This is a genomic window from Rufibacter roseolus (assembly GCF_017916365.1).
GTDB classification, from domain to species: domain Bacteria; phylum Bacteroidota; class Bacteroidia; order Cytophagales; family Hymenobacteraceae; genus Nibribacter; species Nibribacter roseolus.
The window spans coordinates 1044138-1061944 of the sequence record NZ_JAFMSU010000001.1; the positions used below are offsets into that span (position 1 = coordinate 1044138).

Consider the following 17807-nt stretch of genomic DNA (forward strand, 5'->3'; position numbering starts at 1 on the left):
TCATTGAAAAGGTATGGCCTATTATCATCGGTTAGGAAACATTCCGCGCAAGCGGCACACGCAGTTCAGGCAACCAGACGGTAGTCTTTACCATGAGCAGTTGGTGGGGACATTGGGTTTCTCGGGCGTTTCCTCGCTGCTCTACCACCAGCACGCGCCCACCAGGATCACCAAAATTGGGGAGCCGGTGCCCTACGGACCGGTGAAGTCAGATGTGCCGCTGGCGCCTTACCACATTAAACCGTTTAAAAGTGAATCTACTGGCGAGGACTACCTGGGCGCCCGCAAGACACTCCTGATGAACAAGGACTGCACCATCTCCATCTGCCTTCCGCGCGAGCGCGAGATGACGTACTTCTATAAGAATGCCCTGGCAGATGAGATTGTCTTCATCCACGAAGGCTCCGGGGAACTGCGGTCGCAGATGGGCCGCCTTGAAGTGGAAGCCGGCGATTACGTGGTCATTCCCAGAACCATCATCCACCAGTGGAAATGGAACGAAGGACCGGTGCGTCTGCTCATCACCGAGAGTTTCAGCCCGGTAGAAACCGTGCGGCGCTACCGCAACCACTTCGGGCAATTGCTTGAGCACAGCCCCTACTGCGAGCGCGACATCCGGCCGCCCCATGAACTTTTGGTAGAAAACGAACCCGGCGATTACCTGGTTCAGATCAAGAAGGAAGGTTTCCTGCACCAGTACCACTATGATTTCTCACCGCTGGATGTGGTGGGCTGGGACGGCTATTTCTACCCTTACGCGTTCTCCATCCACGATTTTGAGCCCATCACCGGTCGTATTCACCAGCCACCGCCCGTGCACCAGACCTTTGAAACGCAAGGCTTTGTGGTGTGCTCCTTCGTGCCCAGGTTGTTCGATTATCATCCATTGGCCATCCCGGCGCCTTACAACCACTCCAACGTAGACTCAGACGAGATCCTGTACTACGTGGCCGGTAACTTCATGTCGCGCAAAGGCATAGACATCGCCTCGTTCACCATCCACCCCAGCGGCCTGCCGCACGGTCCGCATCCCGGCACCGTGGAGGCCAGCATCGGCAAAAAAGAGACCCATGAACTGGCCGTCATGATTGACACCTTCAAACCGCTCTATCTCACCATGGATGCCCTGGACCTGCTGGACCAGAACTACCCCATGAGCTGGAACCCAGACGTAACCCCGCAGGCGCCCCGCCCCGCAGATATGATGGAGTAGGGTTTTAAGAGTGTTTTGAGGAAATCTGGCTGGAAGGGAATTTGAAGCCGGAAACCCTCTGCAAAGAGGGGCTGTTCCGCTTTTTTATTACATTTATTTCAAGTAGTTAAACAATTGAGAGTGTATAATTTTATCAAAATTACTGCATGGTATCAGATTGTAGGCGGGCTTTTCTCTCTTATATATTCTAGTGCATTTTTTATTGAGTCAGATTTATCACGGGAGGGAGAAGTGGCTTGCTTTATATTCATGATACTTTATGCTTTAGTTTTTTTTGCAGGAATAGCGCTTTTAAATGAAATTCCCCATGCACTAATGTTCACTTATGTCATGCAGGGGCTCCAAATAATTGGTTTCTCAACCTCGGTACTAAGGCTTGAATTTAACTCAGGAGTTCTGCTTTCTCTTTCAATACTTGAACCTTGGAAAATTATATGGGAGTTCGAGTTTTTAGCAGCTAAATGTAGTTTTGCTTTTTCTAATTCCTTACCCGCGCAGTTATCAATAAACCTTGTTCCTCTATTTATCATTCTGAAACTTTATCGAAGTAGGTTTCAAATAATGCGGTTTACTAATGGTTAGCACTTTGTTTTGATTAATTAATGGATGGCCTGGTTTGATTTTTTCATAGGGGTACTGTTACTGGTAATTGGCATAACTTCTTTCTATTACCTATAAGGAGAGAAGAAAAATGGATATAAAGATGAGTATGGTCATGGGATAGGGATGTATATTGTTTCTATTGGGATGATACTATATGGCTCATTTGAAGTGCTAAGGACCTTGTATGCTTTGATATAAACTCAATCTTGAGCAAAATGCCTGGAATGGAGAAGGACTTAGATCGAATATCTCTCCCGCAAGTTTAGCGACAGCGTAACTTGTGGGTGGCCATTGGGGTAAGTTTATAAACTTACCTTGTTCTATGAGCCGCAGCTACAAAATCAGAGACCAACATAAGCTGTATTTTGTCTCCTTTGCTACCGTGCACTGGATTGATGTGTTCACCCGCCGTGACTACAAAGACATATTTGTTGAGAGCTTGAAGTACTGCATTATACACAAAGGCTTGGAAGTGTATGCCTGGTGCCTTATGTCTAATCACGTACATCTTATCATTGGCTCAACTGGAGAGAAGCTAGAAGATATCTTACGAGATCTGAAGCGGCACACTTCTAAAGAATTGACCAAAGCCATTGAGGAAAATATCCAGGAAAGTAGAAGAGAATGGATGCTTTGGATGTTTGAGCGGGAGGGAAGACGAAATCCAAACAATACAAAGTACCAGTTCTGGCAGCAGGCAAACCATCCTGTTGAGTTAAGCAGCAATGAAATGCTGGAGCAGAGACTGGCCTATCTTCACAACAACCCGGTAGTGGCAGGCTGGGTGGAGGAGCCGGAGTATTATCTCTACAGTAGTGCCCGCGATTATGCTGGAGTGAAAGGTTTGGTAGAGGTGATTTTGATAGAGTAGGACGGAAGTTGATAAACTTCCGCCATGGTTACCCACAAGTTACGCTGTCGCTAAACTTGCGGGAGGTGCGAGTTTTCCGCCCATTTCCCAAAAAACACCGCCAAAAAGAAACTCCTTTCTATCCCTACCTTTCCCCAGTAGCGTAATACCTTTCTGGTGTTTTATCTTTGCAGCCCATTTACTTGTAACGTTTACCGCTATGCGCAAAGACTCACCCGCCAATAAACTGCAGAAGTTGATTGTAGTAGGAGACCGCTTACTCATTAAACCCAAGAGCACGAAGGAGCAGACCAAAAGCGGATTATTTCTGCCGCCCGGTGTGCAGGAGAAAGAGAAGGTGCAGGAAGGCTACGTGATGCGCGTAGGGCCCGGTTACCCCATTCCCGCCGACTACGGCCTGGATGATGAGATCTGGAACCAGGACGAGAAGGAGCAGGTGCGCTACCTGCCGCTGCAGGCCCGCGAAGGCGATTTGGCCATTTACCTGCAGCGCGATGCCGTGGAAATCAATTACATGGGCGATAAATATTTCATTGTGCCGCAGTCATCGGTGCTGCTGTTGGAGCGCGAAGAAGAATAGTCCAAGCCAAAAGAATCATGAATTCCGTTTCGGGCCTGTTTTATCTCAAATAAGCCTAAAACTATTTCTGGAAGTGTTCGCTTTTGAATGATTGTTGTTCGGAAGCGAACATTTTTGTTTTAAGTGTTCAATGCAATTGATTGTAAATCAATAATATATACTCTTGGCATGGCGCTTGTCAAAGAAAGTAACAGGAACATTTTCTCAATTGCATGCAACCACCCAAAACGGGGGTTGTCTTTAGATAAAATAGAAAGGGTTCAAGGTACTTGTAAGACATTAACTAAAAAGTCATTCCATGCGTCCATTTCTGCTTTCCTCCTTCATTGTCTTCGGCTGTCTTAATTTGGTGGCGCCGGTCTATGCCCAAACTTCAGAGGGCGGGCAGAAAACCACTACGGCCAGCCGTGAGGAGGTGCGGGTCATCAACGGCACGTTTAGCACCAAAGGCGACAAAGGGGAAACAGTCTACATCACCACCGATGACAACGGGCTGCGCCTGAAGTTGGTGACCAGTGGAAACGTGACGGTAGCCGAGGATGAGCATTCCATCACCGGCTTGAGCCAGGGCGGGCGTTTTGAGTTCGCGCGGCAGGAGAAATCTGGGCCGGAGCACAAGGTAGTGCTGGAGAACAATGGCGGCACCCTGGAAGGCAAATACTGGGTTGACGGCGAACCTCAGGACTACGCCACCGCCGGACAGGTCTGGCTGGCGAAGTACCTGTCCGAGATGGTGTCCAAAACCGGTCTGGGCGCCGAGGCCCGTGCCGCGCGGCTGTACCAGGAAGGTGGCGCCCAAAAATTGCTGACCTACACCGCAGGGATGGAAGCCGGCTCCGGCCGCACCAAAATGTACAAGTACCTCCTCCGCAGGGAAGACCTGAAACCGGGCGATATGCGCTTGCTGTTGGAGCAGGTGGCCCAGGGGAAAACCTCAGACTACGAAGCTGCTTCCATCCTCACCAAGCTTCCCCAGAACTTTCTGCAGAATTCTGAGACCGCCGAGGCTTACGCCGCTGCCAGTGCTACCATCGGATCAGATTACGAGAAGTCTCGCGTGTTAAGGCATCTTTTGCAGCAGGAGAAACTCTCTGAGAAAGCCCTTGACAAAACCGCCGAGGCCATTGGCACCATTGGCTCTGACTACGAGAAGGTGAAGGTGCTGCACGCGCTTGCCAGTCGGCCCCAGCTCTCAGAAAAGCAGTTTGAGTTGTCTATGCGGGCTTTGCAGAACATTTCCTCAGACTACGAGCGCACCAAGGGACTGCAGCCGCTCATGCGCCATGAGCAGCAAGTGGTCAGGTACTTTGACAGGGTGCTGCCGCTTATCAACAGCATCGGATCTGACTATGAGAAAGCCAAGGCGTACAGCAGCCTGTTGGGCAACTCGCGGCTGAGCACAAACCAGTACCTGCCTCTGCTCAAAGCCAGCCAAAGCATAAGCTCAGACTACGAAAAGGCCAAGCTGCTCCGCAAGATGGCCCTGCAGCTCCCCAAAGACGACAAGAAAATAAAAGAAGCGTATTCCCAGGCGGCCAGAACCGTGGGTTCTAAATATGAATACGAAAAGGTAATGGCGGCTTACCAGTAAGCCGCTGTCATGTTGGTTGTTTGTAGTGAGCCGGCCCCTTTGGGGCCGTTTCCTTTTTTAGGCGGGTCTGTTTCAGGCCTGTTTTTCAGGAAAGAGGTGAAACCCCCAAAGTACTGGTGCCAGAAGCAAAAAGGTGATGAGTTAAACGGCTGTTGCAGCTTGCCCCCAAGGTCCTTTCAGGATGACAGTATAGGTAAGATGCCAGAAGGAGAGAACGCTCAGGCCTTCCTGAGTTTGCGGTACACCATGATGGCCACCATCAGCAGAACCGATAACCCGATGAAACCCAGCACGCCCCAGGTAGCGTCCAGGCCATTTTTCAAAACCACCAGAAACACAATGCTCACCAGGAAAAGCGTGGCTACCTCGTTCCAGATGCGCAGGGCGGTGGAGGTTTGCTTTATCTCGCCGCGCTGGTGCTGTTTGAAGATGCGGTGGCAGTACAGGTGGTAAGCCAGCAACCCAGCCACAAAACCCAGTTTAATCCACAGCCAGGTTGGGATGGGGTCATAGTAGTGCAAGAGACTCAGGCCCATGATCACGGTGAGTACCGCCGAGGGCCAGGTGATGCCGTACCACAGCCGTTTCTGCATGAGCGCAAACTGCGTCTGCAGAATGCTTTTCTCGGGCTCCGGTTTAGGGGCCGTTTCGGCGTAATAGACAAATAACCGCACAATGTAGAACAGGCCCGCAAACCAGGTGACCACAAAGATGATGTGCAGCGATTTCAGGTAATTATAATCCATAACAATATCCGCGAGCGGCATGGCTTTGAAGAGAGCCGCTGCAAAAATGAGGGTTTGTGCCGGAGAAACCAACGCCCACCAGAATAGAACTGTTTCCCTTAAACTTTGTTTCTGCCCCGATTTCTGGAAAACAGCCCCGAAACGGACTCTCTACAAGGAAAGGCGCACGCCTATGGCCAGGTTAAGGATATCCGGCACGGAGATGCCTTTGTTCCGGTACTTGTCCACGATCATGACGTCGCTGGTCCCGATCTCGCCGTAGAGTTCGCCGTAGTGGGGCCGCTTTTTGCCGCCAAACTCCCGGCCCAGCGAGGAACCCACAAAGGGCAGGATACGCGTGGCGGTGGGCCAGATGTAGTACCCCTCGGGGTAGTGCTTGGGGAAGAAGGTCTCAAACTGTTCGCCAATGGTCATACTGATGCCTGCGCCCGCCTTGATCCAGCTGATCTGGAAACCCTTGAACAGTGGCTTGGGATGGCTCTGGTAGTAGACCCGGGTGGTAAAGGTGTGGGTGGTGTTCTTGAACCCGTAGTTGGGCGTGAACCCATACATGAGCTCGGCGTTGGTGCGGTCATGTTTCCCGAAATCGTAGCCCACGCCCGCAGCCAGGATACCTATAAGGCCGGCGTGCTGCATCACCACATAGTCTGGGGCGTACCATTTGTTTTTAGGGCGGTCTACCTTATCAGAGGCAATTGGGGAGGCGTTATCAGAGGTGTCCTGCGCGGTGGCAGTAAGGGAGAGCGTGAGGCAGAAAAGCAGGCAAAAAGCGGAAAGGTTTCTCATACAGAATCAGAAATCAATTTTTTCGTAGGTGGCCTGGTTTCCAATCACTGTCACCATCACATAGCTCCGCTTTAAAGACGCGGCGGTAGTCACGTAGGGAATACCGTCCTGGTACAGCTCAGAGGCGCGGTAGTTGTGTGTGTGGCCGTGCAAAGAAAGGCGCACGTTGTATTTGCGCATGAGGTTCACGTAAGTCTGTTCCTGGGCCGGGTTGGCTTCGCTGTTGTCAGGGATGATGTGCGAAATCACGAATTTGTTCACAATGGTCTGGGGAGTCTGCAGTTCCCGTTCCAGCCAGTTCACGTCGGGCACGCTCGCGTCAAACTCCAGGAAGTTGGTATTGAGCAGGATGAATTTGTTTGGCCCGAAGGTGAAGGAGTGGTTCAGGGGGCCATACATTTCCTTGTAAAGCTTGTCGCCGTCGCCCAGGCAGTCATGGTTCCCGATCACGGTAACGTACGGCATCTTCAGTTTGGCCAGCACGCGGTGCATGCGCTCATACTCATCAGTGAAGGCGTAGTTTGTTAAGTCACCGGCGTGGATTACAAAGGCAATGTCGCGGGAGTTCATGTCTTTCACCATGTCCTCGGTCTCGGCAAAGTAGCCTTGGGTATCACCGGTCAACGCGAAGCGCAGCGGGGTCTCTGGGTTGTACTGGCTTTCCAGGGCTTTGATGCGGGCTACGTTCTGGGCGGTAAGGTTTTTGAACTCAAGGTTACCTGCGTACGGGTGGTACTCAAACATATCGCAGGCCGATAGAAGGAAGAGAAAAGCCAGTGCCAGCCACTTGCAGGGCGGCGGCAGAAAGTATGTTTTCATGGATTTGACGCTATAGAATAGATAGAACGGTATTTTTCTCCTATACCCATTACTGGGGGCAAGGTTGCTGCTTTTGCGGCTTATACGTAAATAAGCGCCCTCGGAGGTTCTGTCTTTAGATATTTATAGTAAGATGTTTAAAACCTGATCTTTGTAATTATATTTGTTTTATGCGTAGAACCTGTTCCGGAATGAGAATCCTGCTTCTTTTGCCAACTTTATTCCTGTTGGTGGGTTTTGCATGTAAAAGATTGCCAGAGACAGAACAAGACACCCAGACAGAGATGCCCAGGTCATCGTCCAAGCTTAGTTCCATCACAGAAAAGCCCCCGGTTTCTGACCAGAAACCTGTGGCGCCCGGGCGTGCCCGCGCGGTGCTGGAGGTGGTGAGGATCTTGCCTGAGCTGGAGCCCGCCGGCAAAGGACCCTGCAGCCAGGCGCCCTGCAAGGCCGAGGTGCGCATTACGCAGGTGCTGGGCTACGGATCTGGTTTCAACAAATCACTGGGGCAGGGACAGCAGATGCTGGCTTACTTCCCCATGACGGTGCAGCCCGGCAAAGGCAGACCGGGCGTAACCGCCGGAAAGAAAATCAAAGCCGAACTGAAAAGCTCTCTTAACGAGAAAGACCCTTTGGTGATCCAGTCCTATGCCTTGTCAGAATGAGTTTTTTATAGCCGCTTTTTCGCCTAAGTATCATAAATCCACAGTACTTCAGACCACAACCACATAAATTTTTCATGGAACGTTTATCCCCGCAGCGTCAATTCTGGATGTCAGGCGCTTTGCTTCTTTTCTTTGGGGCATTACTTTACCTTGCTGCTTCCCCAGCCTTTATGGGTGGCCGGGAAACGCATTTCTCGGCCCAGGGCCTGAAAGAGGCTGGGCGGGTGGCACGCGCAGAGCGCCTGCACAAGAAAGGCGCCATCGGCAGCGAAGAAGACCCAGATGCCCGGCAGGCGTATGAGGTGTCAAGGTTAAGGGACCCGGCTACCGGCAAAATCCCCGAAGGCATCAGAGAACTGGAGCTGGCTTATTCCAACAGAATCCTCACGGCAGAGCAGGTCCTGTTCCAGGCGAATCCTTATGCCCGCATGGCCACTTTCACCTGGGACAGACGCGGTCCTTACAACATTGGCGGCCGTACCCGCGCCCTGGCTATTGATGTGGCCAATGAGAACAACATCCTGGCGGGTGGCGTGTCTGGCGGCATGTGGCGCAGCAGCAACGGCGGTAATTCCTGGGTAAAGGTTACCAATCCCAACATGCTGCACAGTGTTACCACCATTTCGCAGGACAAAAGAGCCGGCAAGCGCAATGTCTGGTATTACGGTACGGGTGAGCTGATTGGTAACTCCGCTAATGCGCCCGGCGCCTCCTACTACGGAAACGGGATCTTCAAATCCATTGACAACGGCGTGACCTGGAACCCGCTGCCCAGCACCCAGACCGATGATTACACCTCGTTTACCAGCGTTTTCCAGTATAACTACCGCGTAGCCACCAATCCGGCCAACGCCACCCAGGACGAGGTATTTGCGGCCACGGCGGGCTCTATCCGGCGCTCGGTCAACGGCGGAACCACCTGGGACTATGTTCTGGGTTTCGGGGCTGATACCGAGGATTTCAACACCAGTCCTTTCTTCACCGATATCGCGATTGGGAATAACGGCGCCATGTACGCGACCTTGAGCCAGTATGCCAACGGCGGTCGCACCTCCACCAAGAAAGGCATTTACCGCTCCACCAACGGCACCACCTGGACCGACATTACCCCCGCTGATTTCCCGGAGACCTATGAGCGCATTGTGATGGACATTTCGCAGTCTAACGAGAATATAGTCTACTTCTTTGTTTATACCACGGAGAACGCCGGCAGCGAAGCCAACCTTTGGAAATACCAGTATGGGTCTGGAAACGGCAGTGGCACAGGCGGCACCTGGACTGATCTAAGCGCAAACCTGCCAATGCTGGGCGGTAAGTCCGGGGACCTGGACCTGCAGGGCGGGTACAACATGGTGGTAAGGTCCAAACCCACCGATCCTAACCTGGTGGTGTTGGGTGGTACCAACCTTTACCGCTCTACCAGTGGCTTTACCAACACTACCGCCACTACTAAGATTGGAGGTTACATTGCCTCAAATGCCACTTATGAGCAATACCCCAACCATCACCCAGACCAGCACGAGGTAGTCTTCTACAAGAGCAGCCCCAACACCATGATCTCTGCGCATGACGGCGGGCTTTCCAGAACGAACAATGTGCTGGCGGGCTCGGTGGCGTGGGAGTCTCTGAACCGGGGCTACCAGACCACGCAGTTCTACACCGTGGCTTTTGACCTGAACACCACCGATGATTTTGTGGTGGGCGGTATGCAAGACAACGGCTGCTGGGCCGTGGACAACATTGAAGAGCAGACCAACTGGGTAGAACAACTGGGCGGAGATGGGGCCTTTACGGCGGTCACTACGCATTCCATCCTGGTGTCTTCCCAGAACGGCACGGTGTACCGCTTTGCTTTCAATAACAACGGAGACTATACCGGCTACGCACGCATTGACCCGCCTAAAGCCGGCGGTTACCTGTTTGTGAACCCGTACACCATTGACCCTAACAATGAGTACCACATGTTCCTGCCGGCCGGAGACACCCTGTGGCGGAACAAGAACATCTCGCAGATTCCGGCCAACAGCACCGGAAACCAGTCTAACCTGGGCTGGGAAGTGGTAACCAGGCTGACTTCTTCTGAGGAGATTTCTGCGGTATCGGTGAGTAAGTCGCCGGCCAACGTGGTGTACTTCGGGACCCGGTCCGGGAAACTCTACAAGTTCAATGATGCATCTGCTACTTCCCCTACCCGTACCACCGTTACCGGAACCAGCTTCCCATCGGGGGCGAACATAGGCTGTATTGCCATTGACCCGCGCGATGCGAACAAAGCGATTGTGGTGTTCACGAACTACAAAGTGGAAAGCCTCTTCTCCACCACCAACGGTGGAACTTCCTGGACGGCTATCTCGGGGAACCTGGAGGAGAACGGAGATGAGGAAGGAAATGGTCCGTCAACCAGATGGCTCACCATCCTGCCTAACCCTGATGGCACCACCAAATACCTGGTGGGTACCAGCACCGGCTTGTATTCCACGGCTACTCTTAGCGGCAGAAACACCAACTGGATAAGGGAGGGTGCCAGCTCTATTGGCCAGGTGCCGGTAGACATGGTGCTCAGCCGTACCACCGATGACCTGGTGCTGGTAGGTACCCACGGAAACGGGGTGTACAGCCGCCGCTACTCAGGGCCGCTCGCCTCACCGGAAGAAATAGCCAATGCCGCGCAGTTCGGACTGAAGCAGAACTACCCTAACCCTTTCCGCTCAGGATCGGTGACTACCATTCCTTTCTCTCTGGAGAAATCAGCCAACGTGAAGCTGACGGTATATGACCTGAGCGGCAGAACGGTGGCCACCCTGGTGAACGGCAGAAAGCAGGCCGGAACGCACCAGGTTAACTGGGACGGCAGGGCTGGCAGCGGCGGAATTGTTGCCTCAGGCAATTATCTGTACCAGCTTACCATTGATGGCAAGCAGTACACCAAACGCCTGACCTTCCTCCGGTAAAACACCCACCGCTTTAAAACAGAAGAAGCTGCCCGAGAGTACTCCGGCAGCTTCTTCTGTTTTAAGGGTAATTTTTAACCAAGGATTACAAAATAGAAAGGGAGCCTCTCAAGGCTCCCTTTCTATTTTAAGGCTGTTTCTGGTAAAACAGGGCATAAATGAATTAGCGCTTCACGTACTGGGCAAACTCCTTCGCGAAGTAAGTGAGGATGATGTCTGCGCCGGCGCGTTTCATGCTCAACAGCGTTTCCAGCATGATCTTCTCTCCGTCCAGCCAGCCGTTCTGGGCCGCGGCTTTCACCATGGCGTACTCGCCGCTCACGTTGTAGGCCGCGATGGGCAGGTTAGAGTTATCTCGGAGCGATTTGATTACGTCCAGGTAGGAGAGGGCGGGCTTCACCATGAGGTAATCGGCGCCTTCCAGGGTGTCCAGTTCGGCCTCGATGAGGGCCTCGCGGCTGTTGGCAGGGTTCATCTGGTAGGTTTTCTTGTCGCCGTGCTTGGGGGCAGATTCAAGGGCATCGCGGAACGGACCGTAGAAGCCGCTAGCGTACTTGGCAGTGTAGCTCATGATAGACACGTTATAGAAGGCGTGCTTGTCCAGGAGCTGGCGGATGTGCGCCACGCGGCCGTCCATCATGTCTGACGGAGCCACGATATCGGCGCCGGCCTGGGCCTGCGCCAAAGCCATCTGGCCTAGAACTTCCAGAGAGGCATCGTTGATGATCTCGCCGTTGTCCACAATGCCGTCGTGGCCGTCGGTGCTGTAAGGGTCCATGGCTACATCGGTTGCCAGCACGATGCCGGGGAACTGACGCTTCAACTCAGAGATGGTCTTCAGGAAAAGACCCTCAGGGTTCTTGCTCTCCTGCGCAAAGCGGTCTTTCTTGTCCTCGGAGATGTTGGGGAACGGCGCGAAGGCTTTGAGGCCCAGTTCCACACACTGGCCTACCTCGTCTACCAGGCGGTCCAGGCTGAAACGGGAGATGCCGGGCATGGACGGAATGGCTTGCTGCACATTCTGGCCTTCGGTGACAAATATGGGGAAAATAAGATCGTGTAAAGTGAGGTGATTTTCCTGTACCAGATTACGGATGACATCTGATTTACGGTTCCGGCGGGGCCGGCGGGTTAAATGGTTCATAGCAGCGGTTAGGGTTAAGCAAGCGGGTTCTTATCCTGAACGGGCCTGCTGCTGATACAACAAAAGCGTCCGGCGAAAAGTGTAGACAGGACCAAAATTTTCTGCCCACCTTCTCCGGCGCGGCGCAAAGGTACGGCGCATGATTGTCAGATGCTATGTTTTCCACAACCTTGCAATTGACTCATGTTTAAGGGTTACTTTCCTGAAAACAGACCAAAAGCAAAAGGCTGCCCAAACGCGAAGTCCAGGCAGCCTTTCTGTGAGGGAGTGCTAGTGTTCTAGAACTCCGCCAGCGTTTTCTCAATGATATCGCAGCAGGCGTTCAATTGCTCCTCAGTGATCACCAGGGGTGGCGCAAAGCGGATGATGTCGCCGTGGGTGGGTTTAGCCAAAAGGCCGTTCTCCATCAGTTTCACGCAGACATCCCAGGCGGTGCGGCCATCTGGAGTGGGTTGGATGATAACGGCGTTAAGCAAACCACGGCCGCGCACCAGGCTCACCAGTTCAGGATGGCGGGCTTTGAGTTCGTTCATCCGTGCACGGAAGATCTCACCCAGGCGCATGGCGTTTTCGGTGAGGTTCTCGTCCCGGATCACGTCCAAGGCGGCCACGGCTACGGCGCAGGCCAGCGGGTTACCTCCGAAGGTAGAGCCGTGCTCGCCGGGTTGGATGCAGAGCATGATGCGGTCATCGGCGAGCGCCACAGAAACTGGCAGCACGCCACCCGAAAGGGCTTTGCCCAGGATCAGGATATCGGCTTTGACGCCATCGTAATTAGAGGCCAGCATCTTGCCGGTACGGCCAATGCCTGTCTGGATCTCATCAATGATCAGGAGTACGTTGTATTTCTCGCATAGGGCTTTGGCGCCGCTCAGGTAACCGTCTGAAGGAACCACTACGCCAGCCTCGCCCTGGATGGGCTCTACCATGAAAGCACAGATATGGGCGTTTTCCTGCAATGCTCTTTCCAATGCCTCCAGGTTGTCATACGGCAGCACTTTGTAACCCGGCATGTACGGTCCGAAGCCTACGGTGCTGCTGGGATCAGTGGAGAAGGAGATGATACCGGTGGTGCGCCCGTGGAAGTTGTGCTCCACTACCAGAATCTCGGCCTCGTGCGGCGGAATGCCTTTTTCTTTGTACCCCCACTTGCGGGCCAGTTTAAGGGCGGTTTCCACAGCCTCGGCGCCGGAATTCATGAGCAAGGCTTTGTCGTAGCCAAACAGCTCGGTCAGGTATTTCTCGGCGGGGCCCAGTTTATCATTGTAGAAAGCGCGCGAGGTGAGCGTGAGTTGCTGGGCCTGCTCGGTAAGGGCGCCGATAATGCGCGGGTGGCAGTGGCCCTGGTTCACGGCGCTGTACGCCGAAAGGAAATCATAGTACCGGTTGCCTTCCACATCCCAGAGATAAACCCCCTCGCCGCGGCTAAGCACCACCGGCAGCGGATGATAGTTGTGGGCTCCGTATTTGTCTTCTAAGGCAATGGCCTCTTGGCTGGAGGTAACTGTGGAAGTATTCATGTGTTGTAGGTTTAAGGTGATTGAAAAGAAGGCGGTGCTTCCCCGTTTCAATAAATACGCAGGAACCGCTTGCAGAGATAAATGTAAAGAAAAGTCTTGAAAGGCTAACGAACGTGCGTAGCTTCTAGAAGAACTGAGCGTATCTCAGGCTTTTTTATCCCGTTTTCTTGAAAACTGCTCCTAAACGACATTTCAAATGAGGTGGGCTTTCATGCGACCCCATGGCCTTGTATCTTTGCGGCATGAAGCCCAAACCGCTGCCGCTGGAACCCGGCGACTTTTACTTCAACGAGCAGGGGCTCATAGTTTTCACGGAGCAGTACCACCGCCGGCGCGGCTATTGCTGCCAGAGCGGCTGCAAACATTGTCCTTACGGATTCACCAAAAAGGGGAATTCTGGGCCGGCAGATGGAAGCAAAAAGGACGCTGAGGCTAGTTAAAACACTTTTGAAGAACACATTAAAGAAAAAAGTTGCGCGCAAGGGTTGACATTGCACAACTTTTTGCGGATATTTGCATCCCTTTTGTAATAAACGATACTAACGATACAATGGCACGAGTTTGTGATTTAACCGGTAAAAGAGTGCAGGTGGGTAACCGCGTTTCGCACGCCAACAATAAAACAAAACGCAAGTTTTACCCGAACTTGCAGAAAAAGCGCTTCTACATCCCAGAAGAGGATGCTTGGGTGACTTTGAAAGTTTCTACTTCTGCGCTCCGCACTATCTCTAAGAACGGTATTTCTGCTGTTCTGAAGAAAGCCAAAGAAGACGGTTACATCGTTTACTAAGCTTCTGCCATGAAGGCTCTGCGACACCTTTGTTTTACATTGCTTGTGTCGCTGCCGATAGGGGTGACTGCGCAATCAACCGGCCCGGACAAACCTGCGGATTTCCTGGATAAAGAATTTCACCGGCAACGGAGAGAGGCCCTGCGGCAAAAGCTGCCGGCCCACTCCGTTGCCGTTTTGTTTTCCAACCCCTTGAGGAACCGAGCCAACGATGTGGACTTCAACTTCCACCAGGACCCTGATTTTTACTACCTCACCGGGTACCGCGAGCCTAATGCCGTTCTGCTGCTGTTCTCTGACCAGCACATGATCAATGGCGTGGCCACCCAAGAAGTGCTGTTTGCGCAGCCACGTAACCCGCAGCGGGAGTCCTGGACCGGCAAGCGCCTGGGCGAGGAGGGCGTGAAGCAGCATTTAGGCCTGACGCACGCGCTGCCTGCCACCGCCTTCGCCACCTTCAAGCTGGACACGGCGGCTTTTGACCAGATCCTGTTTCTGAGCCTACCCACGGACCTCCGGAACGAGCCCGGCGACAAAGCCGATTTGTACGATTTGGTGGCGCAGTTCCGCCAGAAGATAGGCGTCTCTCCCTCGCAGGATTTCGCCCATCAGGAACTATACCAGCTCATCAAACAATACGATGTCCAGTCTGGTGACAAAGTAAAGCAGGAGGTGCAGCGCCAAATGGGAGCCAATCCAAGCCTGAACAACAACGCGTTCCTGAAGAGTTACCTGGCCGCCAAAGATGCACCTGCCCGGGCCGCCCTGGTTGCGAACATGCCCAAGGAGAAGTTTGATTTGTCTAGTTTGGAAACTGCTCTGGCCCAGATGCGGGAAACCAAAGCTCCCGAGGAGATGAAGCTGCTCCGGAAGGCCATTGCCATGTCTGCCATTGGGCAGTTGGAGGTGATGAAAGCCATGCAGCCCAACATGTCAGAGACCGAGGTGCAGGGCATCCATGAGTTCGTCTATAAAAAATACGGGTCTGAATACGAGGGCTATCCGTCCATTGTAGGCGCGGGCAGCAACGGTTGCATTCTGCACTACATTGAAAACGAAAAGCCCAAACTGGGCAACGAGCTGGTCTTAATGGACCTTGGCGCGGAGTACCACGGCTACACCGCTGATGTGACCCGTACCATTCCGGCCAACGGCAAGTTCACCGCGGCGCAGAAGCAGATCTATGAGCTGGTGTATGCTGCCCAGGAAGCTGGGTTCAAGGAATGCAAAGTAGGCAATATGTTCAGCGCACCCAACGTAGCCGCGCAGGCGGTTCTGGCCGAGGGGCTGATCAAATTGGGCATCATCCAGAAAGCCGAAGAAGCGCGCCGCTACACCATGCACGGCGTATCGCATTACCTGGGCCTGGACGTGCACGACCGCGGCACCTATGGTCCTTTTAAGCCTAACACCGTGATCACCGTGGAGCCTGGCATCTACATCCCCGAAGGCAGTCCCTGCGACAAGAAGTGGTGGGGGATAGGCGTGAGGATTGAGGACGACGTGCTTATCACGGAGAATGGCTGGGAGAACCTGTCAGTGGCCGCGCCTCGCACGGTGAAAGACATTGAGGCCACTATGGCTAAGCCTAGTCCGCTGGATAACTTCAAACTGCCTGAGTTAAAGTAAGGGCGTCGCCTGCTGGCGACAAGTGCCAAACCGCGAAGGGGTTTTGAGGCTATTTTGTGGAAAACAGGCCCAAAAGGAACTAAAGCGCGTCACCTGAACTTAGCAGAGTGAAAAAGAACAGGCTTTGGGGCGCAAACTGCGTGATACCCAAAGTAAAAAAGTAGAAAAGCATTTGTAAATACAGGACTGGCCTCGTATATTTGCAGTCCTAAATAAAAATCAACTTCGCGATGGCAAAGAAAGCTAAAGGCAATAGAGTTCAGGTGATTTTGGAGTGCACTGAGCAGAAAAACTCCGGCGTACCTGGCATGTCTCGGTATATCACTACCAAAAACAGAAAGAACACTCCTGAGCGTTTGGAGATGAAGAAGTTCAATCCGTTCATGAAGAAAGTTACCGTACATAAAGAAATTAAATAACCATGGCTAAGAAAGTAGTAGCAACCCTGAAAACTTCTACCGGTAAAGACTGGGCGAAGGTGATCAAAGCCGTTAAGTCTCCTAAGACTGGTGCTTATACCTTCAGAGAAGAAATGGTGCCTGTAGATCAAGTACAGGACGCCCTGAAAAAATAATTGCCGATATCGCATTGATGATATACCTGTAAAAGTCCCTCCATACCAGGGACTTTTTTGGTATATTCTAATTTCTAATTTTCACCTCCAATAGTTCCCTAGACCGCTATGGCACTTTTCGGTTTCTTCAGCAAAGACAAAAAAGAATCTCTGGACAAAGGTCTGGAGAAAACCAAAACCAGTTTCTTTGACCAGCTCAGCAAAGCCGTAGTAGGCAAGTCTAAGGTGGACGAAGAAGTATTGGATGAGCTGGAGACCGTGCTGGTACATGCTGATGTAGGGATTGGAACCACCGTCAAGATCATTGACCGTATTGAGAAACGCGTAGCGCGGGACAAATACGTGGGCACCTCAGACCTGGACCGCATCCTGCGCGAAGAGATTGCGGACCTCATGGAAGAGAACAAAGGAGGCGTCGCCGCCGACTTCACCCTTCCAGATACTGGCGGCAATCCCTACGTGATTATGGTGGTGGGCGTGAACGGCGTGGGCAAGACTACTACCATTGGTAAGTTGGCCTCGCAGTTCCACAAAGCCGGTAAGAAAGTAGTGCTGGGCGCTGGCGATACCTTCCGTGCCGCTGCTGTTGACCAACTCAAGATCTGGGGCGACCGCGTAGGCATACCCGTGATTGACCACGGCATGAACACCGACCCGGCCTCTGTGGCGTATGACGCCGTGAAGAAAGGTGTGGAGATGAACGCCGATGTGGTGATTATTGACACCGCCGGACGTCTGCATACCAAAGTGGGCTTGATGAACGAACTCTCCAAGATCAAGCGCGTGATGCAGAAGGTGATTGAGGATGCGCCGCAGGAGGTATTGCTGGTATTGGACGGCAGCACCGGCCAGAACGCCGTAATCCAGGCCCGCGAGTTCACCAAAGCCACCGAAGTAACAGCCCTGGCCGTAACCAAACTGGACGGAACAGCCAAAGGCGGCGTGATCATCGGCATCTCAGACGAGTTCAAAATTCCGGTGAAATACATCGGGGTAGGCGAGCGTGTGGAAGACTTGCAGGTGTTTGACAAGCGTGAGTTCGTAGATTCGTTGTTCTCCAAGAAATAGTAAATCTGTTTTGGGCTTGTTGTGCGAAAAGCAGGCCCAGAATGGATGAATCTTTACTGCTTTTAAATTCTTCCTGCTTCAAGTTTTCAACTTGTGAGACATAGAAGCAGAAAAGTCTGGAATACCTACCTTGAGGCTGCCGCCTCACTGAAGTTTCAAACTTCAGATCAAAATAGGTCAAAGTTGAAAGCTTGAACCAGAGAAAATATATCAGATAGATATTGTAGTTAGGCTATTTAGAGGCTCATTCTAATAAA

The 17807-nt window shown here is 52.5% G+C and carries 18 protein-coding genes; 13 read left to right on the plus strand and 5 right to left on the minus strand.

Annotated features, from left to right (window positions below; all coding sequences use genetic code 11):
- Positions 1–13: 13 nt before the first annotated feature.
- From J3P35_RS04370 to J3P35_RS04390, 5 genes are all read left to right on the plus strand, one after another.
- Complete coding sequence (locus tag J3P35_RS04370) at positions 14–1213, plus strand: homogentisate 1,2-dioxygenase (protein ID WP_210463143.1); 1200 nt, start codon at positions 14–16, stop codon at positions 1211–1213.
- 120 nt (positions 1214–1333) lie between these two features.
- Positions 1334–1795: a hypothetical protein gene (locus J3P35_RS04375; RefSeq protein ID WP_210463144.1), complete on the plus strand. Its 462-nt coding sequence runs from the start codon at positions 1334–1336 to the stop codon at positions 1793–1795.
- 343 nt (positions 1796–2138) lie between these two features.
- Positions 2139–2687: an REP-associated tyrosine transposase gene (locus J3P35_RS04380; protein WP_210463145.1), complete on the plus strand. Its 549-nt coding sequence runs from the start codon at positions 2139–2141 to the stop codon at positions 2685–2687.
- A 199-nt stretch (positions 2688–2886) separates the two neighbouring features.
- Entirely contained in the window at positions 2887–3267 is a 381-nt protein-coding gene (locus J3P35_RS04385) for a co-chaperone GroES (protein ID WP_210463146.1), read from the plus strand.
- Between the two features lie 298 nt (positions 3268–3565).
- Positions 3566–4858 (plus strand): hypothetical protein, encoded by a 1293-nt coding sequence (locus tag J3P35_RS04390; protein ID WP_210463147.1) that lies wholly within the window; start codon positions 3566–3568, stop codon positions 4856–4858.
- Between the two features lie 218 nt (positions 4859–5076).
- Here J3P35_RS04390 and J3P35_RS04395 read toward each other — a convergent pair whose 3' ends face one another.
- The 3 genes from J3P35_RS04395 to J3P35_RS04405 form a co-directional block, all read right to left on the minus strand.
- Positions 5077–5604 (minus strand): CopD family protein, encoded by a 528-nt coding sequence (locus tag J3P35_RS04395; RefSeq protein WP_210464085.1) that lies wholly within the window; start codon positions 5602–5604, stop codon positions 5077–5079.
- A 150-nt stretch (positions 5605–5754) separates the two neighbouring features.
- Positions 5755–6390: a hypothetical protein gene (locus J3P35_RS04400; RefSeq protein ID WP_210463148.1), complete on the minus strand. Its 636-nt coding sequence runs from the start codon at positions 6388–6390 to the stop codon at positions 5755–5757.
- Positions 6391–6396: 6 nt separating this feature from the next.
- Positions 6397–7209 (minus strand): metallophosphoesterase family protein, encoded by an 813-nt coding sequence (locus J3P35_RS04405; RefSeq protein WP_210463149.1) that lies wholly within the window; start codon positions 7207–7209, stop codon positions 6397–6399.
- Positions 7210–7460: 251 nt separating this feature from the next.
- Here J3P35_RS04405 and J3P35_RS04410 point away from each other — a divergent pair, with 251 nt between their 5' ends.
- Both J3P35_RS04410 and J3P35_RS04415 read left to right on the plus strand, forming a co-directional pair.
- The gene (locus J3P35_RS04410) at positions 7461–7874 is read left to right on the plus strand and encodes a hypothetical protein (RefSeq protein ID WP_210463150.1); all 414 of its coding nucleotides are present in this window, start codon (positions 7461–7463) and stop codon (positions 7872–7874) included.
- A 74-nt stretch (positions 7875–7948) separates the two neighbouring features.
- On the plus strand, positions 7949–10825 hold the full coding sequence (locus J3P35_RS04415) for a FlgD immunoglobulin-like domain containing protein (protein WP_210463151.1): 2877 nt from the start codon (positions 7949–7951) through the stop codon (positions 10823–10825).
- Positions 10826–10988: 163 nt separating this feature from the next.
- On the opposite strand, the gene hemB is transcribed toward J3P35_RS04415, so the two are convergent.
- Complete coding sequence (gene hemB / locus J3P35_RS04420) at positions 10989–11969, minus strand: porphobilinogen synthase (RefSeq protein WP_210463152.1); 981 nt, start codon at positions 11967–11969, stop codon at positions 10989–10991.
- A gap of 278 nt (positions 11970–12247) precedes the next feature.
- A complete protein-coding gene (gene rocD / locus J3P35_RS04425; protein ID WP_210463153.1) occupies positions 12248–13489 on the minus strand; it encodes an ornithine--oxo-acid transaminase in 1242 nt (413 codons plus the stop codon).
- 221 nt (positions 13490–13710) lie between these two features.
- Between rocD and J3P35_RS04430 the strand changes: the two genes are divergently transcribed.
- The 6 genes from J3P35_RS04430 to ftsY all read left to right on the plus strand — a co-directional run bounded on the left by J3P35_RS04430 (position 13711) and on the right by ftsY (position 17550).
- The gene (locus J3P35_RS04430) at positions 13711–13929 is read left to right on the plus strand and encodes a DUF5522 domain-containing protein (protein WP_317195352.1); all 219 of its coding nucleotides are present in this window, start codon (positions 13711–13713) and stop codon (positions 13927–13929) included.
- Between the two features lie 110 nt (positions 13930–14039).
- Entirely contained in the window at positions 14040–14279 is a 240-nt protein-coding gene (rpmB, locus tag J3P35_RS04435) for a 50S ribosomal protein L28 (RefSeq protein ID WP_149089630.1), read from the plus strand.
- 45 nt (positions 14280–14324) lie between these two features.
- Positions 14325–15908 carry an aminopeptidase P N-terminal domain-containing protein gene (locus J3P35_RS04440; RefSeq protein WP_317195353.1) on the plus strand — a complete coding sequence of 528 codons (1584 nt, stop codon included), beginning with the start codon at positions 14325–14327 and terminating at the stop codon, positions 15906–15908.
- Positions 15909–16138: 230 nt separating this feature from the next.
- Entirely contained in the window at positions 16139–16327 is a 189-nt protein-coding gene (gene rpmG / locus J3P35_RS04445) for a 50S ribosomal protein L33 (RefSeq protein ID WP_062543030.1), read from the plus strand.
- A 2-nt stretch (positions 16328–16329) separates the two neighbouring features.
- Positions 16330–16482 carry a DUF4295 domain-containing protein gene (locus J3P35_RS04450; protein ID WP_210463155.1) on the plus strand — a complete coding sequence of 51 codons (153 nt, stop codon included), beginning with the start codon at positions 16330–16332 and terminating at the stop codon, positions 16480–16482.
- A gap of 108 nt (positions 16483–16590) precedes the next feature.
- Complete coding sequence (ftsY, locus tag J3P35_RS04455) at positions 16591–17550, plus strand: signal recognition particle-docking protein FtsY (RefSeq protein ID WP_210463156.1); 960 nt, start codon at positions 16591–16593, stop codon at positions 17548–17550.
- Positions 17551–17807: the final 257 nt, after the last annotated feature.

Bases quoted from the DNA above. Each gene is read 5' to 3' on its own strand.
- J3P35_RS04380 (WP_210463145.1), top strand. From the start codon at position 2,139: ATGAGCCGCAGCTACAAAATCAGAGACCAACATAAGCTGTATTTTGTC.
- J3P35_RS04370 (WP_210463143.1), top strand. From the start codon at position 14: ATGGCCTATTATCATCGGTTAGGAAACATTCCGCGCAAGCGGCACACG.
- hemB (WP_210463152.1), bottom strand. From the start codon at position 11,969: ATGAACCATTTAACCCGCCGGCCCCGCCGGAACCGTAAATCAGATGTC.
- J3P35_RS04400 (WP_210463148.1), bottom strand. From the start codon at position 6,390: ATGAGAAACCTTTCCGCTTTTTGCCTGCTTTTCTGCCTCACGCTCTCC.
- J3P35_RS04405 (WP_210463149.1), bottom strand. From the start codon at position 7,209: ATGAAAACATACTTTCTGCCGCCGCCCTGCAAGTGGCTGGCACTGGCT.
- J3P35_RS04415 (WP_210463151.1), top strand. From the start codon at position 7,949: ATGGAACGTTTATCCCCGCAGCGTCAATTCTGGATGTCAGGCGCTTTG.
- ftsY (WP_210463156.1), top strand. From the start codon at position 16,591: ATGGCACTTTTCGGTTTCTTCAGCAAAGACAAAAAAGAATCTCTGGAC.
- J3P35_RS04430 (WP_317195352.1), top strand. From the start codon at position 13,711: ATGGCCTTGTATCTTTGCGGCATGAAGCCCAAACCGCTGCCGCTGGAA.
- J3P35_RS04390 (WP_210463147.1), top strand. From the start codon at position 3,566: ATGCGTCCATTTCTGCTTTCCTCCTTCATTGTCTTCGGCTGTCTTAAT.
- rpmB (WP_149089630.1), top strand. From the start codon at position 14,040: ATGGCACGAGTTTGTGATTTAACCGGTAAAAGAGTGCAGGTGGGTAAC.
- J3P35_RS04385 (WP_210463146.1), top strand. From the start codon at position 2,887: ATGCGCAAAGACTCACCCGCCAATAAACTGCAGAAGTTGATTGTAGTA.
- J3P35_RS04450 (WP_210463155.1), top strand. From the start codon at position 16,330: ATGGCTAAGAAAGTAGTAGCAACCCTGAAAACTTCTACCGGTAAAGAC.
- rocD (WP_210463153.1), bottom strand. From the start codon at position 13,489: ATGAATACTTCCACAGTTACCTCCAGCCAAGAGGCCATTGCCTTAGAA.
- J3P35_RS04395 (WP_210464085.1), bottom strand. From the start codon at position 5,604: ATGGATTATAATTACCTGAAATCGCTGCACATCATCTTTGTGGTCACC.
- rpmG (WP_062543030.1), top strand. From the start codon at position 16,139: ATGGCAAAGAAAGCTAAAGGCAATAGAGTTCAGGTGATTTTGGAGTGC.